The sequence below is a fragment of the Pseudomonas sp. GW823-FHT02F05 genome, assembly GCF_058797315.1.
This window is the reverse complement of sequence record NZ_JBXAJM010000012.1, coordinates 148,052-171,005: the sequence shown is the minus strand read 5'-3', so window position 1 is coordinate 171,005 and position 22,954 is coordinate 148,052. Positions and strand designations below refer to the sequence as shown.

Below are 22,954 nucleotides of genomic sequence, written 5' to 3'. Positions count from 1 at the left end.
CGGACTCTACCAGCAGCGCTTCAAGCCCCATCAAGTCCGGCACCTTCGCCACCTGCTCCCCCACTTGCACCGCCGCCAGTTCCAGCGGGCACAGGGGCACGTCCACGTAGCTCAATTCGCTATCGAGCTTGTATGAGCGGGGAATGCCCTGGATCACCAGTGCAATGAATTTCAATGTCGGCCGCCCGCCCAGTGCATTCAACACCACGATGCGCGAGCGTTCGCCCGTCATGCTGGCTTCGCCGCAGGCAGCCTCAAAACTGATCAACGGAATTTGCCGATCGCGCCAGGTCACTTGCCGCAGATACCACGGCGGCGCATCGCTGGCCGGTTCGCCACGCTGGAAATCGATCAGTTCGGCCACGGCAACGTTGGGCAGCACCAAGTGGCGGTCGGCCAGGGGCAGCAGCAGGCCGGTGAGTTGGCTGGTGCGGTGCTCAAGCATGGGACTTGCTCCAGTAGGCGATGCTCTCCAGCAGCACCGACTCTTGGTACGGTTTGCCGAGGTAGTCGTTGACGCCAATGGCCATGGCGCGGTCGCGGTGTTTCTGGCCGGTGCGTGAGGTGATCATGATGATCGGCAAGCGCATCAGGCGTGGGTCGTTGCGTATCTGGATGGCCACTTCGAAGCCGTCCATGCGCGGCATTTCGATGTCAAGCAGCATCAGGTCCGGGGTATGTTCTTCCAGGATGGCGAGGGCGTCGATACCGTCTTTGGCGGTAAGCACGTTCATACCGTTGCGCTCCAGCAGGCGGCTGGTGACTTTGCGCACGGTGACCGAGTCGTCCACCACCAGCACCAGCAGCGGGCGTTTTTTCAGTGGGTCGTTGAGGATCAGCGGCGCATCCACTGCCTGGGCCGGCAAGGCCGGTTGCCGAGCGCGGATGTGCGCCAGCAGGTCGATGATCAGCACCACATGGCCGTCGCCCAGGATGGTCGCGCCGGTCACGCCCTGCACCCCGGAGAATTGCGGGCCCAGGCCCTTGACCACGATCTCGCGGGTACCGGCCATGGCATCCACGTGCACCGCCACGCGGCGTTCATTGCAGTGCACCAGCAGCACCGGCACCGGCTGGTACTGGCCCAGCAGTTTAGGGCGGCTGGCGGTGTGCAGCAGGTCACCGAGGTAGAACAACTCGTAGCGCTGGCCGGCGTATTCATAGTGCGGCGGGTCTTGCTGGTAGTGCCCCGCCAATTCGTGGGGCAGCACGCGCACCAAGCCTTCGATGGTGTTGAGCGGGATCGCGTATTGGTCGTCCGCGCAGTGCACCATCAGCGCACGATTGACCGACACGGTAAACGGCAGGCGAATGCGAAAATGCACGCCCATGCCCGGCGTCGAGTCGATCACCATCGAGCCGCCGAGCTGGCGCACTTCTTCATGCACCACGTCCATGCCCACGCCGCGCCCGGAAATCTGGGTGATTTTTTCGGCGGTGGAAAAGCCCGGCTGCAGGATGAACTGCAACACGTCACGGTCGCTGATCTCTTGATGGGGCGCGAGCAGGCCGCGCTTGATCGCCTTGCGTCGCACCGCTTCGAGGGGCACGCCGGCGCCGTCGTCACGCATGTCGAAGACGATGTCACCGCCTTCGTGGGTCAGGTCCAGGGTGATGCGGCCCTTCTCCGGTTTACCCGCAGCCAGCCGCACTTCGCGGGACTCCAGGCCGTGGTCGACCGCGTTGCGCAGCATATGCTCCAAGGGGGCCGCCATGCGTTCCAGCACATTGCGGTCCATCTCGCCTTCGGCATTGCCGACGATAAACTCCACGTCCTTGCCCAACTCGCCCGCCACTTGCCGCACGATGCGCTTGAGGCGTGGCAACATGCGCTCGAAAGGCACCATGCGCGTGCGCATCAGGCCTTCCTGCAATTCGGTGTTGATGCGTGCCTGTTGCTGCAGCAGGTTGTAGGCATCCTGGTTGCGACGCTCAAGGGTCTCTTTGAGATCGAGCAGGTCGGAGGCAGATTCGGACAGCGCACGGGCCAGCTGTTGCAACTGCGAGTGGCGGTCCATTTCCAGCGGGTCGAACTCTTCGTAGCCCAGGCGTTCGGCCTCGGCTTGCTGGCGGCTCAAGAGGCGGCCCTGGGTTTCGCTGTCGAGCCGGCGCAATTGGTCGCGCATGCGCTCGATGGTGGTTTCCATCTCACTCAAGGCAATGCGCGCATCCTTGACTTGCTGCTCGATACGCCCACGGAAGATCGAAGTTTCGCCGGCCAGGTTGACCAGGTCATCGAGCAAGTCGGCAGAGATTTTCACCATGTCGGCGGCCGGGTCGGCGACCGCTTCGGCCTTGCCCGCCGGCAGCGCCACCGGTGTGACCGGCTCATCACTGGGGTGCACCAGGCTCTTGATGCGCTCGATGAGTTTATCCACCGAACCCACCGGCAATCCCTCGGCCACGGCGTCGATCATTTGCGCCAGGCGATCATGGCAACCTTGCAGCAGTGCGAACAACTCAGGGGTCGGCGCGAGCAAACCGGCGGAAAGCCCTTCGTAAAGAAACTCCAGCTCATGGGCCAGATCGCCGATCGGCCCGATCTCGACCATGCGTGCACCACCCTTGAGGGTGTGCAGGTCACGCAGCAGGGTTTCCACTTCCTGGCGATTGCCCGGCTCGTCCTGCCAGCGCAAAAGCGCGCTGCCTGAGCTGTCGAGGATATCAGCTGCTTCTTCGAGGAATATATCCAGCAATTCCGGGTCGGCACCCGAGGCTGGCGCCACCGCAGCCGGCGCTGCCGGGCTGCTGGCCTGGCGCAATTCCCGCAGCCTTTCGACCAGTTCGGCGCCGTCACTCAGGGGTTGCTGTTGTTGCAGCTCTTCCAATTGTTGAGCCAAGCGTTCGTGGCTGGCCATCAGTGCCTGGGATAGCTCGACAGAGTAGCTATAGCGGCGGTCCACCAGCCCCTCATAAACGCATTCCAGCTCGTGGGCCAAGTCGCCCACCGGGTCGATTTCGGCCATGCGCGCGCCGCCCTTGAGGGTGTGCAGATCCCGCTGCAACGAGGACAAGGGCGCAGCGCTGTCGGGCTCCAGTAACCATCGCTTGAGCGACTGGCCGGCGCTGTCGAGGATGTCTACGGCCTCCTCAAGGAAGATCTCGACAATCTCGTCGTCCATCGCGGTGGCGTGATCCAGCTGCGCGGTGGCCGCGCCCAATTCGGAGATACTCAGGGCGCGGCTGCCGTCGCTTTTGATCAGGCCTGTGGCGGACGGGTCCAAGGCTTCGTCCAGCAACGCGCGTAACGCCTGCAGCCGTGCAGGCGCGGGGCTGATTTCCTGGCCGGCGGCCAACTGGTCGAGCATGTTGATCAGCGCGTCGTGGGCCTGTTCAGCCTCTTGGAAGAACCGGGCGCTGACTGCCAGGCTGCTTTCCTCTACCGCGCCATACAGGTCGAGCAAGGCTTCGCACAACGCGTCGATAGGATGCAGGTCGGCAAGGTGCGCACCCTCGCCCAGGGTGGTCAGTTCGTCCAGCAACGCCGTGAGTTCCAGACGGTCGCCGGGGTGTTGCTGCCAGCGACGCAGCAGGCTTTCGGCGTCGAGCAGGATGTCCATGCCCTGGGCCAGGAAGTTGGTGATCAAGTGCGGGTCACGCTTGACGCGCAGGCCGGCCGTGGGGGCGTCGAGCAAGGCGGCCAGTTGATGCTCCAGCAGGTGTTGGGTGCGGCTGATCACGCTGGCCGCGCCGTGGATCGGCGCCAGGGGATTGTTGTCCAGGTCACGCACCCCGCGCTGGAACAGCCCTTGTGCCTCAAGCAACAACGCCACTTCGTCCTTGCCCAGCGGCACGCGGTGGGCCTTGTACTCACGGGTGAGGTGATCCAACGGGCGCGCCAGTTCGGCAATGGGCAACACGCCGGCCATGTAGGCGCTGCCCTTGAGGGTGTGCAAGGCGCGTTGCAGTTCATCACTGACCTGCAGCGGCACCTGCTCGGCGGCCTGTTGCAGGAAGTGGTCGAGGCTGTCCAGATGGCCCTGGGCTTCGTTGCGGAAGATCTCCAGCAGCATTGGGTCATGGGGCTCGGTGGTCGACGTTGCAGCGCCACTGGCCAGGGCATGGGCACGGGCGGCCAAGGCGTCGACTTCATCGCGCTGGCGCTGGTCGTCGCTAGCGAAATCGGCGATCAGCTCCGGCAGCAGGGCCACGGTCTCATCCAACACCTGCTGCACCTCAGGGCCAAGGACTAAGCTGCGTTCCAGCACGCGATTGAGCAGGTTCTCCACGGCCCAGGCCAGCTCGGCCAGCACCAGGGCGCGCACCATGCGGCCGCTGCCCTTGAGGGTATGGAAAGCCCGGCGCATTTCGCCCTGGGCGGCTTTGTCCGCGCTGTCGGGCAGGTAGCGATGCAGCACGTCGAGGACTTCATCGGTTTCTTCAAGGAAAACTTCGCGCAGTTCATCGTCAATCGGTTCTTCACCGGCCGGCGGCGGCAACAGGCTACCGGGACGCTGCAAGGCTGGAGGGTTGAGACGTGATGCAGGGCTGGCCAAGGCATCGAACTGGGATTGGTTTGGCGCAGCCTCGGTGGACAGCGCCCCCTCAGGCGCAGCCAGGGCCTGGCGCCAGGGTTTTTCCACCGGCAGGTAGCCCAATGCGTTCAAGCCCTGGGTGGCCAACTCCAGCACTTTTTCCCCTGCCGCGTCAGGGTCTTGAAGCATGCGCTCGAGGTAGTACTCCAGGCTGCTGACCACCTCGGCGAAATGCGCCAGTTGTGGCGCCGAAGGGGCGGCCTCGCTGATCATCAATTGCTCGTCGACGTAATCGGTGCAACCGCGCATCAGGCTCGCCGCACGCGGCAAGGGAATCATCGCCAGAGCACCACGCACCTGGCTCAGTAGCTCGGGCAAGGACTCTAGGCGCTGACGATCCCAATCAGCCTCAATGCAGTCGATCACCAGCTCCTTGGCTTGGCGCAGGCACTGGCACGATTCACGAATCACCAACTGATGGATCTGGGTCAGGTCGGTGGTGGGCAAGCGGCTGTCTTCACTGCTTTGCGGTTCGACGGTGCCGATCATCCCGGCCAACGTCGCTTCGACATACAGCAACGCGCCGGCCACATCCATCAACACCGCGTCATTGGGTTCGCGCTGCCCCTGGACCAGGCTCAACACCACGGCGAGTTGGTCGATGATCACTTTGCGCGGCTGACCGAAACCCAGCACCGCGAGGGTATCGGCTATCTGCCGCAACGGCGCCAGCAACGGATCGAGGTCCTGGGTGTGCTGGCGATCACTGCGCACGAACAGATCCAGGCGTTCCTTGACCCGCACCAGTTCCTCACACAACGCCCCGAGTACCGAGCCCATGGCATTGCGATCCGGCCCGGCCAGCCGTGCACGTTCAGCATCGACCACGGCGCTGTCGGGCAAGGCTTCGTCCAAGCCGTAGCGCTCCTTCAGGCTCTGCATGCGCGGCGTCGGCCGGGTGACTTTGGCGACGTAGAACAACAGGCTCTTGAGCAACTCGTCCGGTGCCGGCTGGTTGATGCCATTGATGCCTTGAACCAGCAAGCGCTTGAGTTGCTTGTCGCTGGCCTTGAGCAGGCTGCGTAGCGCCGGGCTGTTGGCGACCACGCCGGTGAGCATGCCTTCGACCAGCGCCGAGGTGACCTGCCACAACGGCAGCAGCGGCGCACCCTGGCATAGCGCTTCAAGGCGTGCGAACACCCGCGCCATGTCTTCCAGGTTGCTGGGGCCGTGGTCTTCACGCAGCAATCCGGCGAGGGCTTGTTGCAGCAGGTGGCGCCATTGGCGCAACTGCTCATGCAGATCCGGCGTGGCCCGTTGGGCCAGGGCTTGCTCAGGCAACGGCTCGATCGACAGCAGTTGCGGGCTGAACAGGCTGGTTTCCGATAGCAGGCTTTCACCACGGGCGCTGCGCAGGTCGTTGAGCAGCGGCAGCACCACCAGCGGCAAGTCGCGGCGAGCACTGTGCACGCGGTCGAGGTACAGCGGCAGTTGGCCGAGGGCTTGTTGCAGCAGGCGGATACTTTCATCGCGCTGGCCGACGTGCCCGGCCTGGAGCGCAAGGGCCAGTTCTTCGATCTCTTCGGCCAGCAGCGCCGCGCCGTAGAACTCGACCATTTGCAGCGCGCCATGCACCTGGTGGATACCGGCCAGGCATTGGTTGAGGGCGTCGTCGTCAAGGGTTTCAACGTACGCGTCCAGCGCCGACCGGGCCTGTTTCAGGGTTTCGGCAATATCGCCCTTGACCCATTCGAGGGCCACATAGTCGTGCCGATCAACCATAACTGCTCCGCTTAGAATTCATGAGTTGCTGGTATCTCACAAACAATGGAGATCCAATGTGGGAGCTGGCTTGCCTGCGATAGCGGTGGGTCAGCACTATTTCTGTATCTGACAGACCGCTATCGCAGGCAAGCCATCTGCCACAGTTGGACTGTGGTGTTCTTCAGGTCGTATTTCAATCATCGACCTGCTTGGGCGGCGGCAAGGTGAAACCCGATACCGACCTGCGCAACTGGCTGGCCATCTTCGCCAGGTTACCAATGCTTTCGGCGGTGGCGGTGGAACCCGACGACGTCTGGGTGGTGATCTGCTGGATCACGTTCATGGTCAGGGAAATCTGCCCCGCCGATGAGGTCTGTTGCTGCGCCGCGTTGGAAATACTTTGGATCAGCGCTGCCAGGGTTTTCGACACGCCTTCGATCTCTTCCAGCGCCACCCCGGCGTCCTGGGCCAGGCGTGCGCCGCGCACCACTTCGGTGGTGGTCTGCTCCATGGAAATCACCGCTTCGTTGGTGTCGGCCTGAATAGTGCGCACCAGGGTTTCGATCTGCCGGGTGGCCGCCGAGGAGCGCTCGGCCAACCGTTGCACTTCATCGGCCACCACCGCAAAACCGCGCCCGGCGTCGCCGGCCATGCTGGCCTGGATCGCGGCGTTGAGAGCGAGGATGTTGGTCTGGTCGGCGATGTCGTCGATCAGGCTGATGATGTCGCCAATTTCCTGGGACGATTCGCCCAAACGCTTGATGCGCTTGGCGGTGTCCTGGATCTGCTCGCGAATGTTGTCCATGCCGTGGATGGTGTTGTGCACCACCTCGTTGCCTTTGTTGGCGATCTCTACCGAGCGTTCAGCTACCGCCGAGGATTCGGCCGCGTTGGCCGACACCTGGTCGATGGACTGCGCCATCTGATTGATCGCCGTGGACGCTTCGGCAATCTGCTGGGCCTGATGCTCCGACGCCTGGGCCAGGTGCATGGCGGTGGCCTGGGTGTCCTGCACGGCACCGGCGACCTGCCCGGCAGTGAGGTTGATGGTGGCGACCAGGTCGCGCAGTTGGTCCACGGAATAATTGATGGAGTCTGCGATGGTGCCGGTGAAGTCTTCGGTGACCGAGGCGGTGACGGTGAGGTCGCCGTCAGCCAGGTCTTCGATTTCATCCAGCAGGCGCATGATCGCGTTCTGGTTGCGCTCGTTCTTCTGCGCGGTTTCATGCAGTTGGCGGTTGGTCTCACGCACCATGACCAGGCCGATCAGGATGATCGAGGCCAGCGCCAGCAAGCCCAGCACGTAACCGCCGATGGTGTCGAAGCTGCGCCCGCTGGCGAGGTTTTCAAAACCCGTGGCCAGGTGCGAGGCTTCATCGAGCAGGGTTTGCGACAGGTTGAAAATATTGCTCGCCGAGGCGCGCACCTGGAACAACTGCGGCGAGGTCTCGAGAATTTCATCCACGGAGCCGGAGACAAATTCGAACAGCTCGGCGATGTCCGCCAGCCGCGCCCGGGCATCCGGGTCTTCGACCTGGGTGATACGCAGCCCCGGGTTGCCGTTGAGCATGCCATTGAGCACCACGCCAAAACGGTTGGCATCGCGACCGAAGGCATCGGCGGCCTGCCCGGCGGTTTCATCCCCCGCCAGCACCGTGTTGACCGCCCCCAGGATACGTTCGGCCAGCAGCGACTGGCGTTGGGCCAAGGCTACCTGGCTGGCCGGGGCGCCGCGTTGCAGCAGGATATCCACGACTTTTTCCGACTCGATCTGCAGTTGCGGTACGGTTTCGGCCAGGGTCGCCGCCACCTGGTGCAACGACAACACGGTCTGCTCGCTGGCCAGGATGGCGTCGGTGTTTTTCAGCAACGCCTCCCAGTCGGTCTGCACCGCCCGCATTTCGGCGCGCACCGCACTGGGCGCCGCCGGTAAGCCGGTTTGCGGGTCACCTTTTTTCAGGTAGCCCCAGCGCTGGGCAAAATCGTTGCGCGCATCGCCCAGCAGCTTGAACGCCGCCGCTTTCCCGGCAGCGGCCTCGGTGGCGTTCTTGGCAATGCGCTGGGACAGCACGCGCAGCTCACCGGCGTGGCCGATGTACTGCTTATCGTAAGTGGACTGGGTGTTGAGGTACGCGAAGTTGGCGAACAGCAGCATGATGAACACGATCAAGGCGATAAACAGCACGATGATCTGCGAACGGCTGCGCGAAGCGGCCTGGGGTTTGGGCGTGGTAGCGGTGCTCATGCGGCAACATCCATGAAGCCAGGGGCCTGGGCCAGGGCGAAGGGGCTGAAGACTTGCCACGGCGGGTCGCCGTCGAACTCGCCCTGAATAAACGGCGCGCTCGAGGCAGCGCTCGCCACCCAGGCATCCAATGGGAAATGCTGCATGCCTACCACCTCATCTACCAGCAGCCCGACAAACAGGTCGTTGAACTCCACCACCAGCACCCGCCGTTGCTTGCGCGCCCTGGACAACTCAAGGCCCAGGAAACCGCCCAGGTCCATCACCGGAAGCAAGCGCCCGCGCAGGTTGGCCACGCCCTTGACCCAGGGCTTGACCCCCGGCATCACGGTGCAACGTGGCTCATGCAACACCTCGGCGACTTCGCCCATGGGCGCCACGTAGGCGTTTGGCCCTATGCGGAAAGCGATGCCGCTCCAGCGTTGCAGGCGCGTTTCCTGGGACGGCAGGTCCGCGGCCAGCAAGCGGCAGCGGCGGTCGATGTCCAGCAGCAGTTCGAAGGCGGTTTGCGACTCGGTCATGATCGCAAGCCTTAGCCGGCCAGCACCTTGTTCAGGGTGGCAATCAGAGTTTCTTCATCCACAGGCTTGGTCAGGTAGTCCTTGGCGCCCTGGCGTGCGCCCCAGATCTTGTCGGTTTCCTGGTCCTTGGTGGTGATGATGATGATCGGGATACCGTTGGTTTCCGGCTCCTTGGACAACTGGCGCGTGGCCTGGAAGCCGTTGAGGCCGGGCATCACGATATCCATCAGCACCGCGTCGGGCTTTTCCTGACGGGCCAGGGCCACGCCGTCCGCGCCGTTTTCGGCCTTGAGCACCTGGTGGCCATGCTTTTCCAGCATGCCGGTGAGTTTGTACATTTCAGTCGGCGAATCGTCGACGATCAGAACACGTGCCATGGTTTTCCCCGCTACATTGGTCGGCGCCGGCCCTCGTGAGGCGGCGTCAGTGTGCTTGTTCTACTGCGGCGAACCCAGGCACGTAGGCCTTGATCGCCCCCAGCAGTTCTTCCTTGCTGAAAGGCTTGGTCAAAAATTGATCGACACCCACGATGCGCCCCTTGGCCTTGTCGAACAGGCCGTCCTTGGAAGACAACATGATCACCGGGATCGACTTGAACGCCGGGTTGTTCTTCACCAGGGCGCAGGTCTGGTAGCCGTCCAGGCGCGGCATCATGATGTCGACAAAGATAATGTGCGGGTGATGATCGACAATACGGGCCAGGGCGTCGAAACCGTCGATCGCCGTGATGACCTCGCACCCCATGTTCTTCAACAGCGTCTCGGCGGTGCGGCGGATCGTTTTCGAATCGTCGATCACCATCACCTTCAAGGCGTTGGAATGCTGTTCCATATCTGCTCTACCATCGCCACAGCGAATCGGTTTTCGGTGTGTACTGCCTGATGTTGCACAGGATGAACGCCGCAAGCCTTGGAATTCAAGGGCTGCTGCGCCGTGCCAGCCTTTTTAGCACAGTCTCCTGGCGCAATCTATCGAGGCACCCGCCCAGTGGTTTTTCCTTGACCCACAACAGCCGCAGCGCCACTCTGACGCCACTTTTATGCGCCCTAATTTGCTAGAGGAAATCCCCATGAGCGTTCGCGTCGGCATTGTCATGGACCCTATCGCCAGCATTTCCTATAAAAAGGACAGTTCGCTGGCCATGCTCCTGGCCGCCCAGGCCCGCGGCTGGACCTTGTTCTATATGGAGCAGCGCGACCTTTACCAGGGTGGCGGCGAGGCCCGCGCACGCATGCGCCCGCTGCAGGTGTTTGCCAACCCCGAGAAGTGGTTCGAGCTTTCTGACGAAATCGACAGCCCGCTGAGCGACCTCGACGTGATCCTGATGCGCAAGGATCCGCCGTTCGACATGGAATTTGTGTACTCCACCTACCTGCTGGAGCAGGCCGAACGCGCGGGCGTGTTGATCGTCAACAAGCCGCAAAGCCTGCGCGACTGTAATGAAAAACTGTTCGCCACCCTGTTCCCGCAGTGCACGCCACCGACCGTGGTCAGCCGCCGCGCCGATGTACTGCGTGAATTCGCCGCCAAGCATGGCGACGTGATCCTCAAGCCGCTGGACGGCATGGGCGGCACCTCGATCTTCCGTCACCGCGCCGGCGACCCGAACCTGTCGGTGATCCTCGAAACCCTGACCGCCCTGGGCACCCAGCAGATCATGGGCCAGGCCTACCTGCCGGCGATCAAGGATGGCGACAAGCGTATCCTGATGATTGACGGCGAGCCGGTGGATTATTGCCTGGCGCGCATCCCGGCAGCCGGCGAGACCCGTGGCAACCTGGCCGCCGGTGGTCGCGGTGAAGCGCGGCCGTTATCAGAAAAAGACCGCTGGATTGCCGCTCAAGTCGGTCCAACCCTGCGGGAAAAAGGTCTGCTATTTGTCGGACTAGACGTAATTGGCGAGAACCTCACTGAAATCAACGTCACCAGCCCGACCTGTATTCGCGAGATCGACAACGCATTTGGCACGAACATCGGCGAAATGCTGATGGCCGCCATTGAACGCAAGCTACAAGCCAAGTGACATAGAACAGCCGGACACCTACCAACATTGCGTTATCATGCGCCACCTGTGAAACGCGCGATGTTGGTTTTCTTGTCATGACACTCCCGTCCGATCTGCCCCCCGAATTCTCCCCCAGCGGCGTGCGCCCGGCCGATCGTCTCGGTTTTACCCTGTTTCTCGCTGCCTTGATTCATCTCGCCCTGCTCCTGGGTGTGGGGTTCACCCTGGTCGAACCCAAGCAGATCACCAAGACCCTGGAAATCACTCTCGCCACGTTCAAGAGCGAAAAGAAGCCCGAAAAGGCTGACTTTCTCGCCCAGGACAACCAACAGGGCAGCGGCACCCTCGACAAGAAAGCAGTGCCCAAGACCACCGAGGTAGCGCCCTTCCATGACAACCAGGTCAAGAAGGTCACTCCGCCGCCAGCGCCCAAGCCTGAGGTCAGGCAGGCCACGCCCAAGGCCGCGGTGACCACTGTCGCGCCCAAACCGCAAAAAGCCCCGACCCAGCGCGAAAAGGCCAAGACCGAACCCAAGCCCGAGCCAGTGAAACCTGCGCCGACGTTCGACAGCTCGACGTTATCCGACGAAATTTCCAGCCTGGAAGCCGAACTGGCCCATGAGCAACAGCTTTATGCCAAGCGCCCGCGCATCTACCGCCTGAACGCCGCCTCAACCATGCGCGATAAAGGTGCCTGGTATAAGGACGAGTGGCGCAAGAAAGTCGAACGCATCGGCAACCTCAATTACCCGGACGAGGCGCGGCGCCAGCAGATTTATGGCAATTTGCGCTTGCTGGTGTCGATCAACCGTGACGGCTCGCTGTATGAGGTGCAGGTGCTGGAGTCCTCCGGCCAGCCGCTGCTGGACCAGGCTGCGCAACGCATCGTGCGCCTGGCCGCGCCCTTTGCGCCGTTCAGCGGCGACTTGAGCGACGTGGACCGCCTGGAAATCATCCGCACCTGGCGGTTCGCCAAGGGCGACCGGTTGTCCAGCAACTGATCACACAGATCGTTCCCACGCTCCGCGTGGGAATGCCGCCATGGACGCTCTGCGTCTGCTCTTGGGACGCGGAGCGCCCCGGGATGCATTCCGACGCAAAGCATGGGAACGATCAGCGACCAGGCTCGCGCCCGCACTTGTCAGTTCGCCCCTCCAACGCCACACTAGCGGACATGAAAAACGTCAGCCCGACCTACCTCAAGCACCAATTCCTGATCGCCATGCCCCATATGGCCGACCCGAACTTTGCGCAGACCTTGACCTACATCGTCGAGCACACGGCCAATGGTGCCATGGGGTTGGTGGTCAACCGCCCGCAGGAGCTGAACCTGGCCGATATCCTTGAGCAACTGCGCCCGGAAATCGACCCGCCGGCGCGTTGCCAGGGCGTACCGATCTACATCGGCGGGCCGGTGCAGACCGATCGCGGTTTTGTGCTGCACCCCACCGGGCCCAAGTTCCAGGCCACGGTAGACCTTGAGGGTGTGTCATTGTCCACATCCCAGGACGTGCTGTTCGCCATCGCCGACGGCGTCGGCCCTGAGCAAAGTGTGATCACCCTGGGCTACGCCGGTTGGGAAGCCGGGCAACTGGAGGCCGAACTGGCCAGCAATGCCTGGCTGACCTGCCCGTTCGACGCTGACATCCTGTTCAACACCGCCAGCGAACTGCGCCTGGAAGCGGCAGCAGCCAAGCTGCGGGTCAACCTCAGCCTGCTGACCAGCCAGGCGGGGCACGCCTGATGGCCTTGCGTCTGATCCTCGGTTTTGACTACGGCACCAAACAGATCGGCGTAGCGGTTGGCCAGGTCATCACCGGCCAGGCCCGCGAGCTGTGCACCCTCAAGGCCCAGAACGGCGTGCCGGACTGGAACCAGGTCGAAGCCCTGATCAAAGAGTGGAAGCCTGACGCGGTAGTGGTCGGCCTGCCCCTGAACATGGATGGCACCCCCAGTGACATGTGCCTGCGCGCCGAGAAGTTCGCGCGCCGCCTCAATGGCCGCTACAACCTGCCCTTCTATACCCACGACGAACGCCTCACCACCTTCGAAGCCAAGGGGGAGCGCCGCGACCGTGGCGGGCAAAAGGGCAGTTACCGCGACAACCCGGTAGACGCCATCGCCGCGGCCTTGCTGTTGCAGGGCTGGCTGGATGAAAACACCGCTTTATTTGAATCCTGACCCGCCGCGATCCTGTGGGAGCGGGCTTGCCCGCGAAGAACGTTAACGATACCGCGAGAAGGCTGGATGAACGCGGTGCCCATGAGTTTTTCGCGAGCAAGCTCGCTCCTACACACTTGATAAGGAGCCACCATGAGCTTGCCGAACCCTGCCGAACTGATCAGCCAGATGGCGATACGCCTCAAGGCGCACCTGGAACACCGTGCCATCAGCGAACCGCGCTTTATCGGCATACGCACCGGTGGCGTGTGGGTGGCCCAGGCATTGCTGGAAGCACTGGGCAGCGATTCGCCCCTGGGCACCTTGGACGTGTCCTTCTACCGCGACGATTTCAGCCAGAACGGCCTGCATCCACAAGTACGCCCTTCGGCCCTGCCCTTCGAGATCGAAGGCCAGCACCTGGTACTGATCGACGACGTGCTGATGAGCGGCCGCACCATCCGCGCCGCCATGAACGAACTGTTCGACTATGGCCGCCCGGCCAGCGTGACCCTGGTGTGCCTGCTGGACCTGGATGCCGGCGAACTGCCGATCAGCCCGGACGTCGTAGGCGCGACCCTGTCGCTTGCCCCCCAGCAGCGGGTAAAATTGTCCGGTCCCACGCCGCTCGAACTCGAACTGCAAGACCTTGCCCTTTAAACCGCCTTGTAAAGAGTCCCCGCGATGACGCCTCTAGATGCCAAGCGCCCGCTGCAGCTCAATGCTCAGGGCCAGTTGCAACACTTCTTGTCCCTCGACGGTTTGCCCCGCGAACTGCTCACCGAAATCCTCGATACCGCCGATTCGTTCCTGGAAGTCGGTGGCCGGGCAGTGAAGAAAGTCCCGCTGTTGCGCGGTAAAACCATCTGCAACGTGTTCTTCGAGAACTCCACCCGCACCCGCACCACCTTTGAACTGGCGGCCCAGCGGCTGTCGGCCGATGTGATCACGCTGAACGTGTCCACCTCGTCGGCGAGCAAGGGCGAAACCCTGCTCGATACCCTGCGCAACCTGGAAGCCATGGCCGCCGACATGTTCGTGGTACGCCACGGCGACTCCGGCGCTGCGCATTTCATCGCCGAGCATGTGTGCCCGAACGTGGCGATCATCAATGGCGGCGACGGCCGTCACGCGCACCCGACCCAGGGCATGCTCGACATGCTCACCATTCGTCGGCACAAGGGCAGCTTTGAAAACCTCTCGGTAGCCATCGTCGGCGACATCCTGCATTCGCGGGTGGCACGTTCGAACATGCTGGCTCTCAAGGCCCTGGGTTGCCCGGATATCCGCGTGATCGCGCCCAAGACCCTGTTGCCCATCGGCATCGAACAGTATGGCGTCAAGGTCTACACCGATATGGCCGAGGGCCTCAAGAATGTGGACGTGGTGATCATGCTGCGCCTGCAACGCGAGCGCATGGCCGGGGGCTTGTTGCCCAGCGAAGGTGAGTTCTACCGCCTGTTCGGCCTGACCACCGCACGCCTGGCCAAGGCCAAGCCGGATGCCATCGTGATGCACCCGGGGCCAATCAACCGCGGCGTGGAAATTGAGTCGGCGGTGGCCGATGGCCCGCAGTCGGTGATTCTCAACCAAGTGACCTACGGCATCGCCGTGCGCATGGCCGTGCTGTCCATGGCCATGAGCGGGCAAACCGCGCAACGTCAATTCGAGCAGGAGCAGGCCCAGTGAAGCTCAGCATTCTCGGCGCCCGAGTCATCGACCCGGCCAGCGGCCTGGACCAAGTTACCGATCTACACCTGGACGCCGGCAAGATCGTCGCCATTGGCGCCGCCCCCGCAGGCTTCAACGCCGGCCAGAGCATCGATGCCAAGGGCCTGGTGGCCGCGCCTGGGCTGGTGGACCTGAATGTCGCACTGCGCGAGCCGGGCTACAGCCGCAAAGGCAATATCGCCAGCGAAACCCAGGCCGCGGCAGCCGGTGGCGTGACCAGCCTGTGTTGCCCGCCCAACACCAAGCCGGTGTTGGACACGTCGGCCGTGACCGAGCTGATCCTCGACCGCGCCCGCGAAGCCGGCAACTGCAAAGTGTTTCCCATTGGTGCCTTGAGCAAGGGCCTGGATGGCGAACAACTCGCCGAATTGATCGCTCTGCGTGACGCCGGTTGCGTGGCCTTCGGCAACGGCCTGGAAAGCTTTCGCAGCACGCGCACCTTGTGCCGCGCCCTGGAATACGCGGCCACCTTCGACTTGACGGTGATCTTCCATTCCCAGGACCGCGACCTGGCCGAAGGCGGCCTGGCCCACGAAGGCGCAGTGGCCAGCTTCCTCGGCCTGCCGGGCATTCCGGAAACAGCAGAAACCGTGGCCCTCGCCCGTGACCTGTTGCTGGTGGAACAAAGCGGCGTGCGTGCGCATTTCAGCCAGTTGACCAGCGCCCGGGGCGTGGCTCTGATCGCCCAGGCCCAGGCCCGTGGCTTGCGGGTCACCGCGGATGTCGCCCTGTACCAACTGATCCTGACGGATGAGGCGCTGATCGACTTCTCCAGCCTGTACCACGTACAGCCCCCGCTGCGCACCAAGGCTGACCGTGACGGTTTGCGTGCGGCGGTGAAGTCGGGTGTGGTGTCGGCGATTTCCAGCCATCACCAACCTCACGAGCGAGACGCCAAGCTGGCACCGTTTGGCGCGACCGAGCCAGGCATCAGCAGCGTGGAGTTGTTGTTGCCACTGGCGATGACGCTGGTGGAAGACGGCTTGCTGGACCTGCCGACACTGCTGGCACGCCTGAGCGCCGGCCCGGCCGAGGCCCTGCGCTTGCCGGCGGGCCAGTTGGCGGTGGGTTCACCGGCGGACCTGGTGCTGTTCGACCTGGCAAGCTCGACGGTGGCTGGTGAGCGTTGGTTGTCCAAGGGCGAAAACTGCCCGTTCATCGGCCACAGCCTGCCGGCGACGGTGCGGTATACCTTGATGGATGGACGGATCAGCTACCAGGCTTGACGCGCAAGCTCGTTCCCACGCTCTGCGTGGGAACGCATTCTGTGACGCTCTGCGTCAGCACTCCAAAGGTGGACGCGGAGCGTCCTGGGCTGCATTCCCACGCGGAGCGTGGGAATGATCAGCGCTCAGCGCCCGCTGTTGCGCTCGGCATTGCGGATCGAGATCTGCGTGTTCAGCGTCCAGAAGTCATACAGCACCCCGATCAGGAACAAACCGCCGGTCAGCAGGTAGATCAGGCCAGTGATCCATTTGCCCTGATACATACGGTGCACACCAAACACCCCCAGGAACGCCAACAGAATCCACGCCACGCTGTATTCAATCGGCCCTGCGGTAAACCGCAGGTCGGCTTCACGGTCCATGGCCGGGATCAGGAACAAGTCGATCAACCAGCCAATGCCGAACAAGCCGAAGGTAAAAAACCAGATCGTGCCCGTCACAGGCTTGCCGTAATAAAAACGATGAGCCCCGGTAAAACCGAAAATCCACAGCAGGTAACCAATCGCCTTGCTGTGGGTGTCTTGATGCTGAGCAACCTGTTGATAGGTGTTCATGAAGGACCTCTTTTGCTTCGATAGATAAATTTTTTCATTTTCTTTGTGACTTTTTTACGGGCGCCCGACGTACGGCAAATGGTATCGTCCTGCCCTCAAAGCCTTGTAGCGCCTGACTTGTGTAGGACAATTGCGGCGAATCGTCGCGTTTTTCCTGAATTTGACCCCAAGGTTCAGTCGACAAACGGGCTGAGAACAGCACAAAAAGCTGTTATAAAGTTGCGCGCAAACCCATAAGAGCCACGCCTAATGCGACCATTTTTCAAGACATGGCTAACCATTTGCCTATTAATGCCACTGGCCGCCCACGCCACCAATCGTGAGCAACGACTTCCGAACGTTAACGGTTTCACCCCTAAAGTCCATAGCACGCCCAGCACTGCCAAATCGGCAAAGCCGACCGTCAGCCGCCCGACTCAACTGAGCAAGGCCCACGGCAAAGCGCTTTCCACCCAGCTGGCCGTGAACACCAAGCAAAGCAGCAACGTCTTGAGCCGTGCCGTCAACGTGCTCGGTACACCTTATCGTTGGGGCGGCAGCAGCCCAAGTAAAGGGTTCGACTGCAGCGGCCTGGTGAAATATGCATTTAACGATGTAAAAGCGGTGGACCTGCCACGCACTTCCAACGCCATGGCGGCCGGCCATGGGTTGAAGGTTGACCGCAAAGACCTGAAACCGGGCGACCTGTTGTTTTTCAAACTCAAGAGCCGCCAGGTCAATCACGTCGCCATCTACCTGGGCAACGACCGCTTTATCCACGCACCGCGCCGTGGCAAGTCGGTGAGCATCGACACACTGAAAAAGCCGTTCTGGGACAAGAACTACGTGATTGCCAAGCGGGTACTGCCTAAAGAGCAGAACAACAACCTGCGGATCGTGCAGCGCTAAGCAAGGCGCTACTGAAGCTCCCCATTTGAAATGCAATCAAATGTGGGAGCTGGCTTGCCTGCGATGACGGAGTGTCAGTTGGCCGAGAGAGTGCCTGACAGTCCGCTATCGCAGGCAAGCCAGCTCCCACATTGTGCATCTGTGTGTTCTAGATATCTGCCGGTACCCTCGCCTTCTCCCGGGCCTCTTCCCGACTGACCAGCCCCGCGCCGACCAACGCCTTCAAACTCATATCCAGGGTCTTCATCCCCAACGCCCCTCCCGTCTGGATAGCCGAAACCATCTGCGCCACCTTGTCTTCGCGAATCAAGTTACGAATTGCCGGGGTGCCCAGCATGATTTCATGAGCGGCCACGCGCCCACCGCCCACCTTCTTCACCAGCACCTGAGACACCACCGCCTGCAACGACTCCGACAGCATCGAGCGGACCATGGCCTTCTCCCCGGCCGGGAAGACGTCTACCAGCCGGTCCACTGTCTTTGCCGCCGACGAGGTGTGCAGTGTGCCGAACACCAGGTGCCCGGTCTCTGCCGCCGTCAGCGCAAGGCGGATGGTTTCCAGATCGCGCAATTCACCCACCAGGATCACATCCGGGTCTTCCCGCAGGGCTGAACGCAGGGCCACCGAGAAACTGTGGGTGTCTCGATGCACCTGGCGCTGGTTGACCAGCGCCAGTTTCGGCCTGTGGATAAACTCGATGGGGTCTTCCAGCGTGAGGATATGCTGGCGTCGATGCCGGTTGAGGTCGTCGATCATCGCCGCCAGGGTCGTGGACTTGCCCGACCCGGTGGGCCCGGTCACCAGCACCAGGCCGCGAGGAAGGCGGGCGATACGCTGGAACACCTCGCCCAGTCCCAGGTCCTCCAGGCTTTGGACCTCAGTCGCAATAGCCCGGAACACCGCACCCACGCCGCGATCCTGGCGGAACACGTTCGCCCGGAACCGGGCGACGCCTGGCAATTCGAAGGCAAAATCCGTTTCAAGAGATGTTTCGAAATCCTTTTGTTGATGTTTATTCAGCAAAGGGCTCAATAAGTCGACCACTTGGGTAGCGTTCAGCGCTGGCCCATCCAGCGGCCAAACCTCGCCATCAATGCGCAGCATCGGTGCCAGGCCGGCTGACAGATGCAGGTCTGAGGCGCCTCGGCTTACGCTGGCCGTCAGCAATTGCGTGATATCCATAGGGCTTTCCATTTCCAGTAGAATGCCGCGGACTCCATATCCACGGGCGCATCTTGAATGTCGACGATAGCAGACAACATCGGCCTGGTTAGCCAGCGCATCCGCGCCGCAGCCGACGCCGTGCAACGTGACGCAAGCAGCATCCACCTGCTGGCCGTGAGCAAGACCAAACCCGCGCAGGCGGTACGCGACGCCTATGCCGCCGGGCTGCACGACTTTGGGGAAAACTACCTGCAGGAAGCCTTGGGCAAACAGGCGGATTTGACCGACCTGCCCTTGAGTTGGCACTTCATCGGCCCCATTCAATCGAACAAGACTCGCGCCATCGCCGAGAACTTCGCTTGGGTGCATTCCGTGGACCGCCTGAAAATCGCGCAACGCCTGTCCGAGCAACGCCCGGCCGACCTGCCGCCGCTCAATATCTGCATTCAGGTCAATGTCAGTGGCGAAGCCAGCAAGTCCGGCTGCACACCCGCCGACCTGCCGGCCCTGGCCACGGCGATCAGCGCCCTGCCGCGCTTGAAGCTGCGGGGTTTGATGGCAATTCCCGAGCCGACTGAAGACCGGGCGGAGCAGGATGCGGCGTTTGCCACGGTGCGCGACCTGCAAGCCAGCCTGAACCTGCCGCTGGACACACTTTCCATGGGCATGAGCCATGACCTTGAGTCGGCCATTGCCCAAGGCGCCACCTGGGTGCGGATCGGTACCGCCCTGTTTGGCGCCCGCGACTACGGCCAGCCGTGAAATGGCTGACATCCCTCGAAAATAAGGACCTGTCATGAGCAACACGCGTATTGCCTTTATCGGCGCCGGTAACATGGCGGCCAGCCTGATCGGTGGCCTGCGGGCCAAGGGCCTGGACGCCGAGCAGATCCGCGCCAGCGACCCGGGCGCCGAGACCCGCGAGCGCGTCAGCGCCGAACACGGTATCCAGACCTTCGCCGATAACGCCGAGGCCATCCACGGCGTCGATGTGATCGTGCTGGCGGTCAAGCCCCAGGCCATGAAGGCCGTGTGCGAGAGCCTGCGCCCGAGCCTGCAACCTCACCAACTGGTGGTGTCGATTGCCGCTGGCATCACCTGTGCCAGCATGAAAACCTGGCTCGGCGACCAGCCGATCGTACGTTGCATGCCCAATACCCCAGCGTTGCTGCGCCAGGGCGTCAGCGGTTTGTACGCCACCGCCGAAGTCAGCGCGCAACAGCGTGACCAGGCTCAGGAGCTGCTGTCTGCGGTGGGCCTCGCCGTATGGCTGGAGCAGGAACAGCAACTGGATGCGGTCACCGCCGTTTCCGGCAGCGGCCCGGCCTACTTCTTCCTGTTGATCGAGGCCATGACCGCCGCCGGCGTCAAGCTGGGCCTGCCCCACGACGTTGCCGAACAACTGGCTGAACAAACGGCCCTGGGCGCCGCGAAAATGGCTGTGGGCAGCGATGTCGATGCCGCCGAACTGCGCCGTCGGGTAACCTCGCCGGGAGGCACCACGCAAGCCGCCATCGAATCGTTCCAGGCCGGGGGCTTTGAAGCCCTGGTGGAAACAGCACTGGGTGCCGCCGCACATCGTTCGGCCGAGATGGCTGAGCAACTGGGCAAATAGTCGTCCCTTACCAAGGTAATCAAACATGCTCGGAATCAATGACGCTGCCATTTTCATCATCCAGACCTTGGGCAGCCTGTACCTGCTGATCGTGCTGATGCGCTTTATCCTGCAACTGGTGCGCGCTAACTTCTACAACCCGCTGTGCCAGTTCGTGGTCAAGGCCACCCAACCGCTGCTCAAGCCGCTGCGCCGGGTGATCCCGAGCCTGTTCGGCCTGGACATGTCGTCGCTGGTGCTGGCGCTGTTGCTGCAGATTTTGCTGTTCGTGGTGATCCTGATGCTCAATGGCTACCAGGCCTTCACCGTGCTGCTGTTGCCATGGGGCCTGATCGGTATTTTCTCGCTGTTCCTGAAGATCATTTTCTGGTCGATGATCATCAGCGTGATTCTTTCGTGGGTCGCGCCAGGCAGCCGTAGCCCGGGCGCCGAATTGGTGGCTCAGATCACCGAACCGGTGCTGGCACCCTTCCGTCGCCTGATCCCGAACCTGGGTGGCCTGGATATCTCGCCGATCTTTGCGTTTATCGTGATTCAACTGCTGCAGAGCTGGGTGATTCCACGCCTGGCGTACTTTGCCTACATGCCAAAAGAGTTGTTTGGCCTGATCTGACCAATAGATCGTTCCCACACTCTGCGTGGGAATGCAGCCCGTGATGCTCCGCGTCACAAGGACGGGACGCAGAGCGTCCCAAGAGGCATTCCCACGCGGAGCATGGGAACGATCAAACGCGGAGCGTGGGAACGATCACGCTAACCCCCGACCATTGCTTGCCGCTAGGGTCCCCGCTCTTTAGACTTACGCCTCATTTAAACGAGAGCAGGGTCGATGCCAGTTGCCTTCCCCCCCGATTCTGTTGGACTGGTCGTGCCACAAGTGGCGCACTTCAGCGAACCGCTGGCCCTGGCCTGCGGCCGTTCGTTGCCGGCCTACGACCTGATCTACGAAACCTATGGCCAACTGAACGCCACGGCGAGCAACGCCGTGCTGATCTGCCATGCCTTATCCGGCCATCATCACGCCGCCGGCTTCCATAGCGTTGACGACCGCAAGCCCGGCTGGTGGGACAGTTGCATCGGCCCCGGCAAGCCCATCGACACCAACAAGTTCTTTGTGGTCAGCCTGAACAACCTCGGCGGCTGCAACGGCTCCACCGGCCCCAGCAGCCTCAACCCGGAAACCGGCAAGCCGTTCGGCGCCGACTTCCCGGTGCTGACGGTAGAGGACTGGGTGCACAGCCAGGCACGCCTCGCCGACCTGTTGGGCATCAGCCAGTGGGCCGCCGTGATTGGCGGCAGCCTGGGCGGTATGCAGGCGCTGCAATGGACCATCACTTACCCGGACCGTGTGCGCCATTGCCTGGCTATCGCCTCGGCGCCCAAGTTGTCAGCGCAGAACATCGCCTTCAACGAAGTGGCGCGCCAGGCCATCCTCACCGATCCCGAGTTCCACGGCGGTTCGTTCCAGGAAGCAGGCGTGATCCCCAAGCGCGGCTTGATGCTGGCGCGGATGGTCGGCCACATTACCTACCTGTCCGACGACTCCATGGGCGAGAAATTCGGCCGTGGCCTCAAGAGCGAGAAGCTCAACTACGACTTCCACAGCGTCGAATTCCAGGTGGAAAGCTACCTGCGTTACCAGGGCGAGGAGTTCTCGGGGCGTTTCGACGCCAATACCTACCTGCTGATGACCAAGGCCCTGGACTACTTCGACCCGGCCGCCAATCACGATGACGACCTGGCGAAAACCTTCGAGCACGCCACGGCCAAGTTCTGCGTAATGTCGTTCACCACCGACTGGCGCTTTTCGCCAGCGCGCTCCCGTGAGCTGGTGGATGCCCTGATGGCCGCCAAGAAAGACGTCTGCTACCTGGAGATCGATGCACCGCAAGGCCACGACGCCTTCCTGATTCCGATCCCACGCTACCTGCAGGCGTTCAGTAACTACATGAACCGTATTTCGCTTGTGAGAACGCCATGAGAGCCGACCTGGAAATCATCCAAGACTGGATCCCCGCCGGCAGCCGCGTGCTCGACCTGGGCTGCGGCGACGGCGAACTGCTGAGCTGGCTGCGCGACCACAAGCAAGTCACCGGCTACGGCCTGGAAAACGACCCGGACAACATCGCCCAGTGCGTGGCCAAGGGCATCAACGTGATCGAGCAGGACCTGGACAAGGGCCTGGGCAACTTTGCCAGCAACAGCTTCGATATCGTGGTGATGACCCAAGCCCTCCAAGCGGTGCACTACCCGGACCGCATCCTCGACGAAATGCTGCGCGTGGGCCGCCAATGCATCATCACCTTCCCCAACTTTGGCCACTGGCGCTGCCGCTGGTACCTGGCCACCAAGGGGCGCATGCCGGTCTCCGACTTCCTGCCGTACACCTGGTACAACACGCCGAACATCCACTTTTGCACCTTCGAAGACTTCGAAGCCCTGTGTGGCGAGCGTGAAGCCAAGGTGATCAACCGCCTTGCCGTCGATCAACAGCACCGCCACGGCTGGGCGAGTAAGCTATGGCCCAACCTGTTGGGCGAAATTGGTATCTACCGGGTCAGCAGTCCTGGCCTGACCGACCACAAAGTTGCCGTCTAATCATCTT

General features: G+C 62.3%; 21 protein-coding genes. 13 read left to right on the top strand and 8 right to left on the bottom strand.

Annotation, left to right across the window (positions count from 1 at the left end; translation table 11 throughout):
- From AC1RAC_RS16160 to pilG, 6 genes are all read right to left on the bottom strand, one after another.
- Nucleotides 1-445, bottom strand: a 445-nt coding sequence (locus tag AC1RAC_RS16160; RefSeq protein ID WP_492616761.1) for a chemotaxis protein CheW, incomplete at its 3' end; no start/stop codon positions are given.
- Entirely contained in the window at nucleotides 438-6,257 is a 5,820-nt protein-coding gene (locus tag AC1RAC_RS16155; protein ID WP_492616760.1) for an Hpt domain-containing protein, read from the bottom strand. The genes AC1RAC_RS16155 and AC1RAC_RS16160, both read right to left, overlap by 8 nt.
- Nucleotides 6,258-6,432: 175 nt before the next feature.
- Nucleotides 6,433-8,484, bottom strand: coding sequence for a methyl-accepting chemotaxis protein (locus AC1RAC_RS16150; RefSeq protein WP_034128934.1), 2,052 nt, complete (start codon nucleotides 8,482-8,484; stop codon nucleotides 6,433-6,435).
- A complete protein-coding gene (locus tag AC1RAC_RS16145) occupies nucleotides 8,481-9,005 on the bottom strand; it encodes a chemotaxis protein CheW (protein WP_089041472.1) in 525 nt (174 codons plus the stop codon). The genes AC1RAC_RS16150 and AC1RAC_RS16145 overlap by 4 nt, the downstream gene beginning before the upstream one ends.
- Before the next feature lie 11 nt (nucleotides 9,006-9,016).
- Entirely contained in the window at nucleotides 9,017-9,382 is a 366-nt protein-coding gene (gene pilH / locus AC1RAC_RS16140) for a twitching motility response regulator PilH (protein WP_014720320.1), read from the bottom strand.
- Nucleotides 9,383-9,428: 46 nt separating this feature from the next.
- Nucleotides 9,429-9,836, bottom strand: a complete 408-nt coding sequence (pilG, locus tag AC1RAC_RS16135) for a twitching motility response regulator PilG (protein ID WP_014720321.1) — start codon at nucleotides 9,834-9,836, stop codon at nucleotides 9,429-9,431.
- A 238-nt stretch (nucleotides 9,837-10,074) separates the two neighbouring features.
- Between pilG and gshB the strand changes: the two genes are divergently transcribed.
- The 7 genes from gshB (at nucleotide 10,075) to AC1RAC_RS16100 (ending at nucleotide 16,127) form a co-directional block, all read left to right on the top strand.
- On the top strand, nucleotides 10,075-11,028 hold the full coding sequence (gene gshB, locus AC1RAC_RS16130; RefSeq protein ID WP_089041473.1) for a glutathione synthase: 954 nt from the start codon (nucleotides 10,075-10,077) through the stop codon (nucleotides 11,026-11,028).
- A gap of 77 nt (nucleotides 11,029-11,105) precedes the next feature.
- Nucleotides 11,106-12,011, top strand: coding sequence for an energy transducer TonB (locus tag AC1RAC_RS16125; RefSeq protein ID WP_034128937.1), 906 nt, complete (start codon nucleotides 11,106-11,108; stop codon nucleotides 12,009-12,011).
- Between the two features lie 173 nt (nucleotides 12,012-12,184).
- Entirely contained in the window at nucleotides 12,185-12,754 is a 570-nt protein-coding gene (locus tag AC1RAC_RS16120) for a YqgE/AlgH family protein (protein WP_017139445.1), read from the top strand.
- Nucleotides 12,754-13,191 (top strand): Holliday junction resolvase RuvX, encoded by a 438-nt coding sequence (ruvX, locus tag AC1RAC_RS16115; RefSeq protein WP_003195067.1) that lies wholly within the window; start codon nucleotides 12,754-12,756, stop codon nucleotides 13,189-13,191. Before AC1RAC_RS16120 ends, ruvX begins: the two co-directional genes overlap by 1 nt.
- Before the next feature lie 132 nt (nucleotides 13,192-13,323).
- The gene (pyrR, locus tag AC1RAC_RS16110; RefSeq protein ID WP_019817751.1) at nucleotides 13,324-13,830 is read left to right on the top strand and encodes a bifunctional pyr operon transcriptional regulator/uracil phosphoribosyltransferase PyrR; all 507 of its coding nucleotides are present in this window, start codon (nucleotides 13,324-13,326) and stop codon (nucleotides 13,828-13,830) included.
- Between the two features lie 24 nt (nucleotides 13,831-13,854).
- On the top strand, nucleotides 13,855-14,859 hold the full coding sequence (locus AC1RAC_RS16105) for an aspartate carbamoyltransferase catalytic subunit (protein WP_057976474.1): 1,005 nt from the start codon (nucleotides 13,855-13,857) through the stop codon (nucleotides 14,857-14,859).
- On the top strand, nucleotides 14,856-16,127 hold the full coding sequence (locus AC1RAC_RS16100; protein ID WP_034128939.1) for a dihydroorotase: 1,272 nt from the start codon (nucleotides 14,856-14,858) through the stop codon (nucleotides 16,125-16,127). The genes AC1RAC_RS16105 and AC1RAC_RS16100 overlap by 4 nt, the downstream gene beginning before the upstream one ends.
- Before the next feature lie 125 nt (nucleotides 16,128-16,252).
- Here AC1RAC_RS16100 and AC1RAC_RS16095 read toward each other — a convergent pair whose 3' ends face one another.
- The gene (locus AC1RAC_RS16095) at nucleotides 16,253-16,681 is read right to left on the bottom strand and encodes an NINE protein (protein WP_034128940.1); all 429 of its coding nucleotides are present in this window, start codon (nucleotides 16,679-16,681) and stop codon (nucleotides 16,253-16,255) included.
- Nucleotides 16,682-16,930: 249 nt separating this feature from the next.
- Here AC1RAC_RS16095 and AC1RAC_RS16090 point away from each other — a divergent pair, with 249 nt between their 5' ends.
- Nucleotides 16,931-17,569, top strand: a complete 639-nt coding sequence (locus tag AC1RAC_RS16090) for a C40 family peptidase (RefSeq protein WP_034128941.1) — start codon at nucleotides 16,931-16,933, stop codon at nucleotides 17,567-17,569.
- A gap of 148 nt (nucleotides 17,570-17,717) precedes the next feature.
- Here AC1RAC_RS16090 and AC1RAC_RS16085 read toward each other — a convergent pair whose 3' ends face one another.
- Complete coding sequence (locus tag AC1RAC_RS16085; protein ID WP_054897576.1) at nucleotides 17,718-18,752, bottom strand: type IV pilus twitching motility protein PilT; 1,035 nt, start codon at nucleotides 18,750-18,752, stop codon at nucleotides 17,718-17,720.
- A gap of 57 nt (nucleotides 18,753-18,809) precedes the next feature.
- Here AC1RAC_RS16085 and AC1RAC_RS16080 point away from each other — a divergent pair, with 57 nt between their 5' ends.
- The 5 genes from AC1RAC_RS16080 to metW all read left to right on the top strand — a co-directional run bounded on the left by AC1RAC_RS16080 (nucleotide 18,810) and on the right by metW (nucleotide 22,947).
- Nucleotides 18,810-19,496: a YggS family pyridoxal phosphate-dependent enzyme gene (locus AC1RAC_RS16080; protein WP_054897577.1), complete on the top strand. Its 687-nt coding sequence runs from the start codon at nucleotides 18,810-18,812 to the stop codon at nucleotides 19,494-19,496.
- Nucleotides 19,497-19,530: 34 nt separating this feature from the next.
- Nucleotides 19,531-20,349: a pyrroline-5-carboxylate reductase gene (gene proC, locus AC1RAC_RS16075; protein WP_054916918.1), complete on the top strand. Its 819-nt coding sequence runs from the start codon at nucleotides 19,531-19,533 to the stop codon at nucleotides 20,347-20,349.
- A gap of 25 nt (nucleotides 20,350-20,374) precedes the next feature.
- On the top strand, nucleotides 20,375-20,962 hold the full coding sequence (locus tag AC1RAC_RS16070) for a YggT family protein (protein ID WP_003195087.1): 588 nt from the start codon (nucleotides 20,375-20,377) through the stop codon (nucleotides 20,960-20,962).
- Nucleotides 20,963-21,178: 216 nt separating this feature from the next.
- A complete protein-coding gene (gene metX / locus AC1RAC_RS16065; RefSeq protein WP_089041475.1) occupies nucleotides 21,179-22,330 on the top strand; it encodes a homoserine O-succinyltransferase MetX in 1,152 nt (383 codons plus the stop codon).
- The gene (gene metW, locus AC1RAC_RS16060) at nucleotides 22,327-22,947 is read left to right on the top strand and encodes a methionine biosynthesis protein MetW (RefSeq protein WP_003195091.1); all 621 of its coding nucleotides are present in this window, start codon (nucleotides 22,327-22,329) and stop codon (nucleotides 22,945-22,947) included. Before metX ends, metW begins: the two co-directional genes overlap by 4 nt.
- Nucleotides 22,948-22,954 lie beyond the last annotated feature (7 nt).

Bases quoted from the DNA above. Each gene is read 5' to 3' on its own strand.
- AC1RAC_RS16155 (WP_492616760.1), bottom strand. From the start codon at position 6,257: ATGGTTGATCGGCACGACTATGTGGCCCTCGAATGGGTCAAGGGCGAT.
- AC1RAC_RS16150 (WP_034128934.1), bottom strand. From the start codon at position 8,484: ATGAGCACCGCTACCACGCCCAAACCCCAGGCCGCTTCGCGCAGCCGT.
- AC1RAC_RS16145 (WP_089041472.1), bottom strand. From the start codon at position 9,005: ATGACCGAGTCGCAAACCGCCTTCGAACTGCTGCTGGACATCGACCGC.
- pilH (WP_014720320.1), bottom strand. From the start codon at position 9,382: ATGGCACGTGTTCTGATCGTCGACGATTCGCCGACTGAAATGTACAAA.
- pilG (WP_014720321.1), bottom strand. From the start codon at position 9,836: ATGGAACAGCATTCCAACGCCTTGAAGGTGATGGTGATCGACGATTCG.
- gshB (WP_089041473.1), top strand. From the start codon at position 10,075: ATGAGCGTTCGCGTCGGCATTGTCATGGACCCTATCGCCAGCATTTCC.
- AC1RAC_RS16125 (WP_034128937.1), top strand. From the start codon at position 11,106: ATGACACTCCCGTCCGATCTGCCCCCCGAATTCTCCCCCAGCGGCGTG.
- AC1RAC_RS16120 (WP_017139445.1), top strand. From the start codon at position 12,185: ATGAAAAACGTCAGCCCGACCTACCTCAAGCACCAATTCCTGATCGCC.
- ruvX (WP_003195067.1), top strand. From the start codon at position 12,754: ATGGCCTTGCGTCTGATCCTCGGTTTTGACTACGGCACCAAACAGATC.
- pyrR (WP_019817751.1), top strand. From the start codon at position 13,324: ATGAGCTTGCCGAACCCTGCCGAACTGATCAGCCAGATGGCGATACGC.
- AC1RAC_RS16105 (WP_057976474.1), top strand. From the start codon at position 13,855: ATGACGCCTCTAGATGCCAAGCGCCCGCTGCAGCTCAATGCTCAGGGC.
- AC1RAC_RS16095 (WP_034128940.1), bottom strand. From the start codon at position 16,681: ATGAACACCTATCAACAGGTTGCTCAGCATCAAGACACCCACAGCAAG.
- AC1RAC_RS16090 (WP_034128941.1), top strand. From the start codon at position 16,931: ATGCGACCATTTTTCAAGACATGGCTAACCATTTGCCTATTAATGCCA.
- AC1RAC_RS16085 (WP_054897576.1), bottom strand. From the start codon at position 18,752: ATGGATATCACGCAATTGCTGACGGCCAGCGTAAGCCGAGGCGCCTCA.
- AC1RAC_RS16080 (WP_054897577.1), top strand. From the start codon at position 18,810: ATGTCGACGATAGCAGACAACATCGGCCTGGTTAGCCAGCGCATCCGC.
- proC (WP_054916918.1), top strand. From the start codon at position 19,531: ATGAGCAACACGCGTATTGCCTTTATCGGCGCCGGTAACATGGCGGCC.
- AC1RAC_RS16070 (WP_003195087.1), top strand. From the start codon at position 20,375: ATGCTCGGAATCAATGACGCTGCCATTTTCATCATCCAGACCTTGGGC.
- metX (WP_089041475.1), top strand. From the start codon at position 21,179: ATGCCAGTTGCCTTCCCCCCCGATTCTGTTGGACTGGTCGTGCCACAA.
- metW (WP_003195091.1), top strand. From the start codon at position 22,327: ATGAGAGCCGACCTGGAAATCATCCAAGACTGGATCCCCGCCGGCAGC.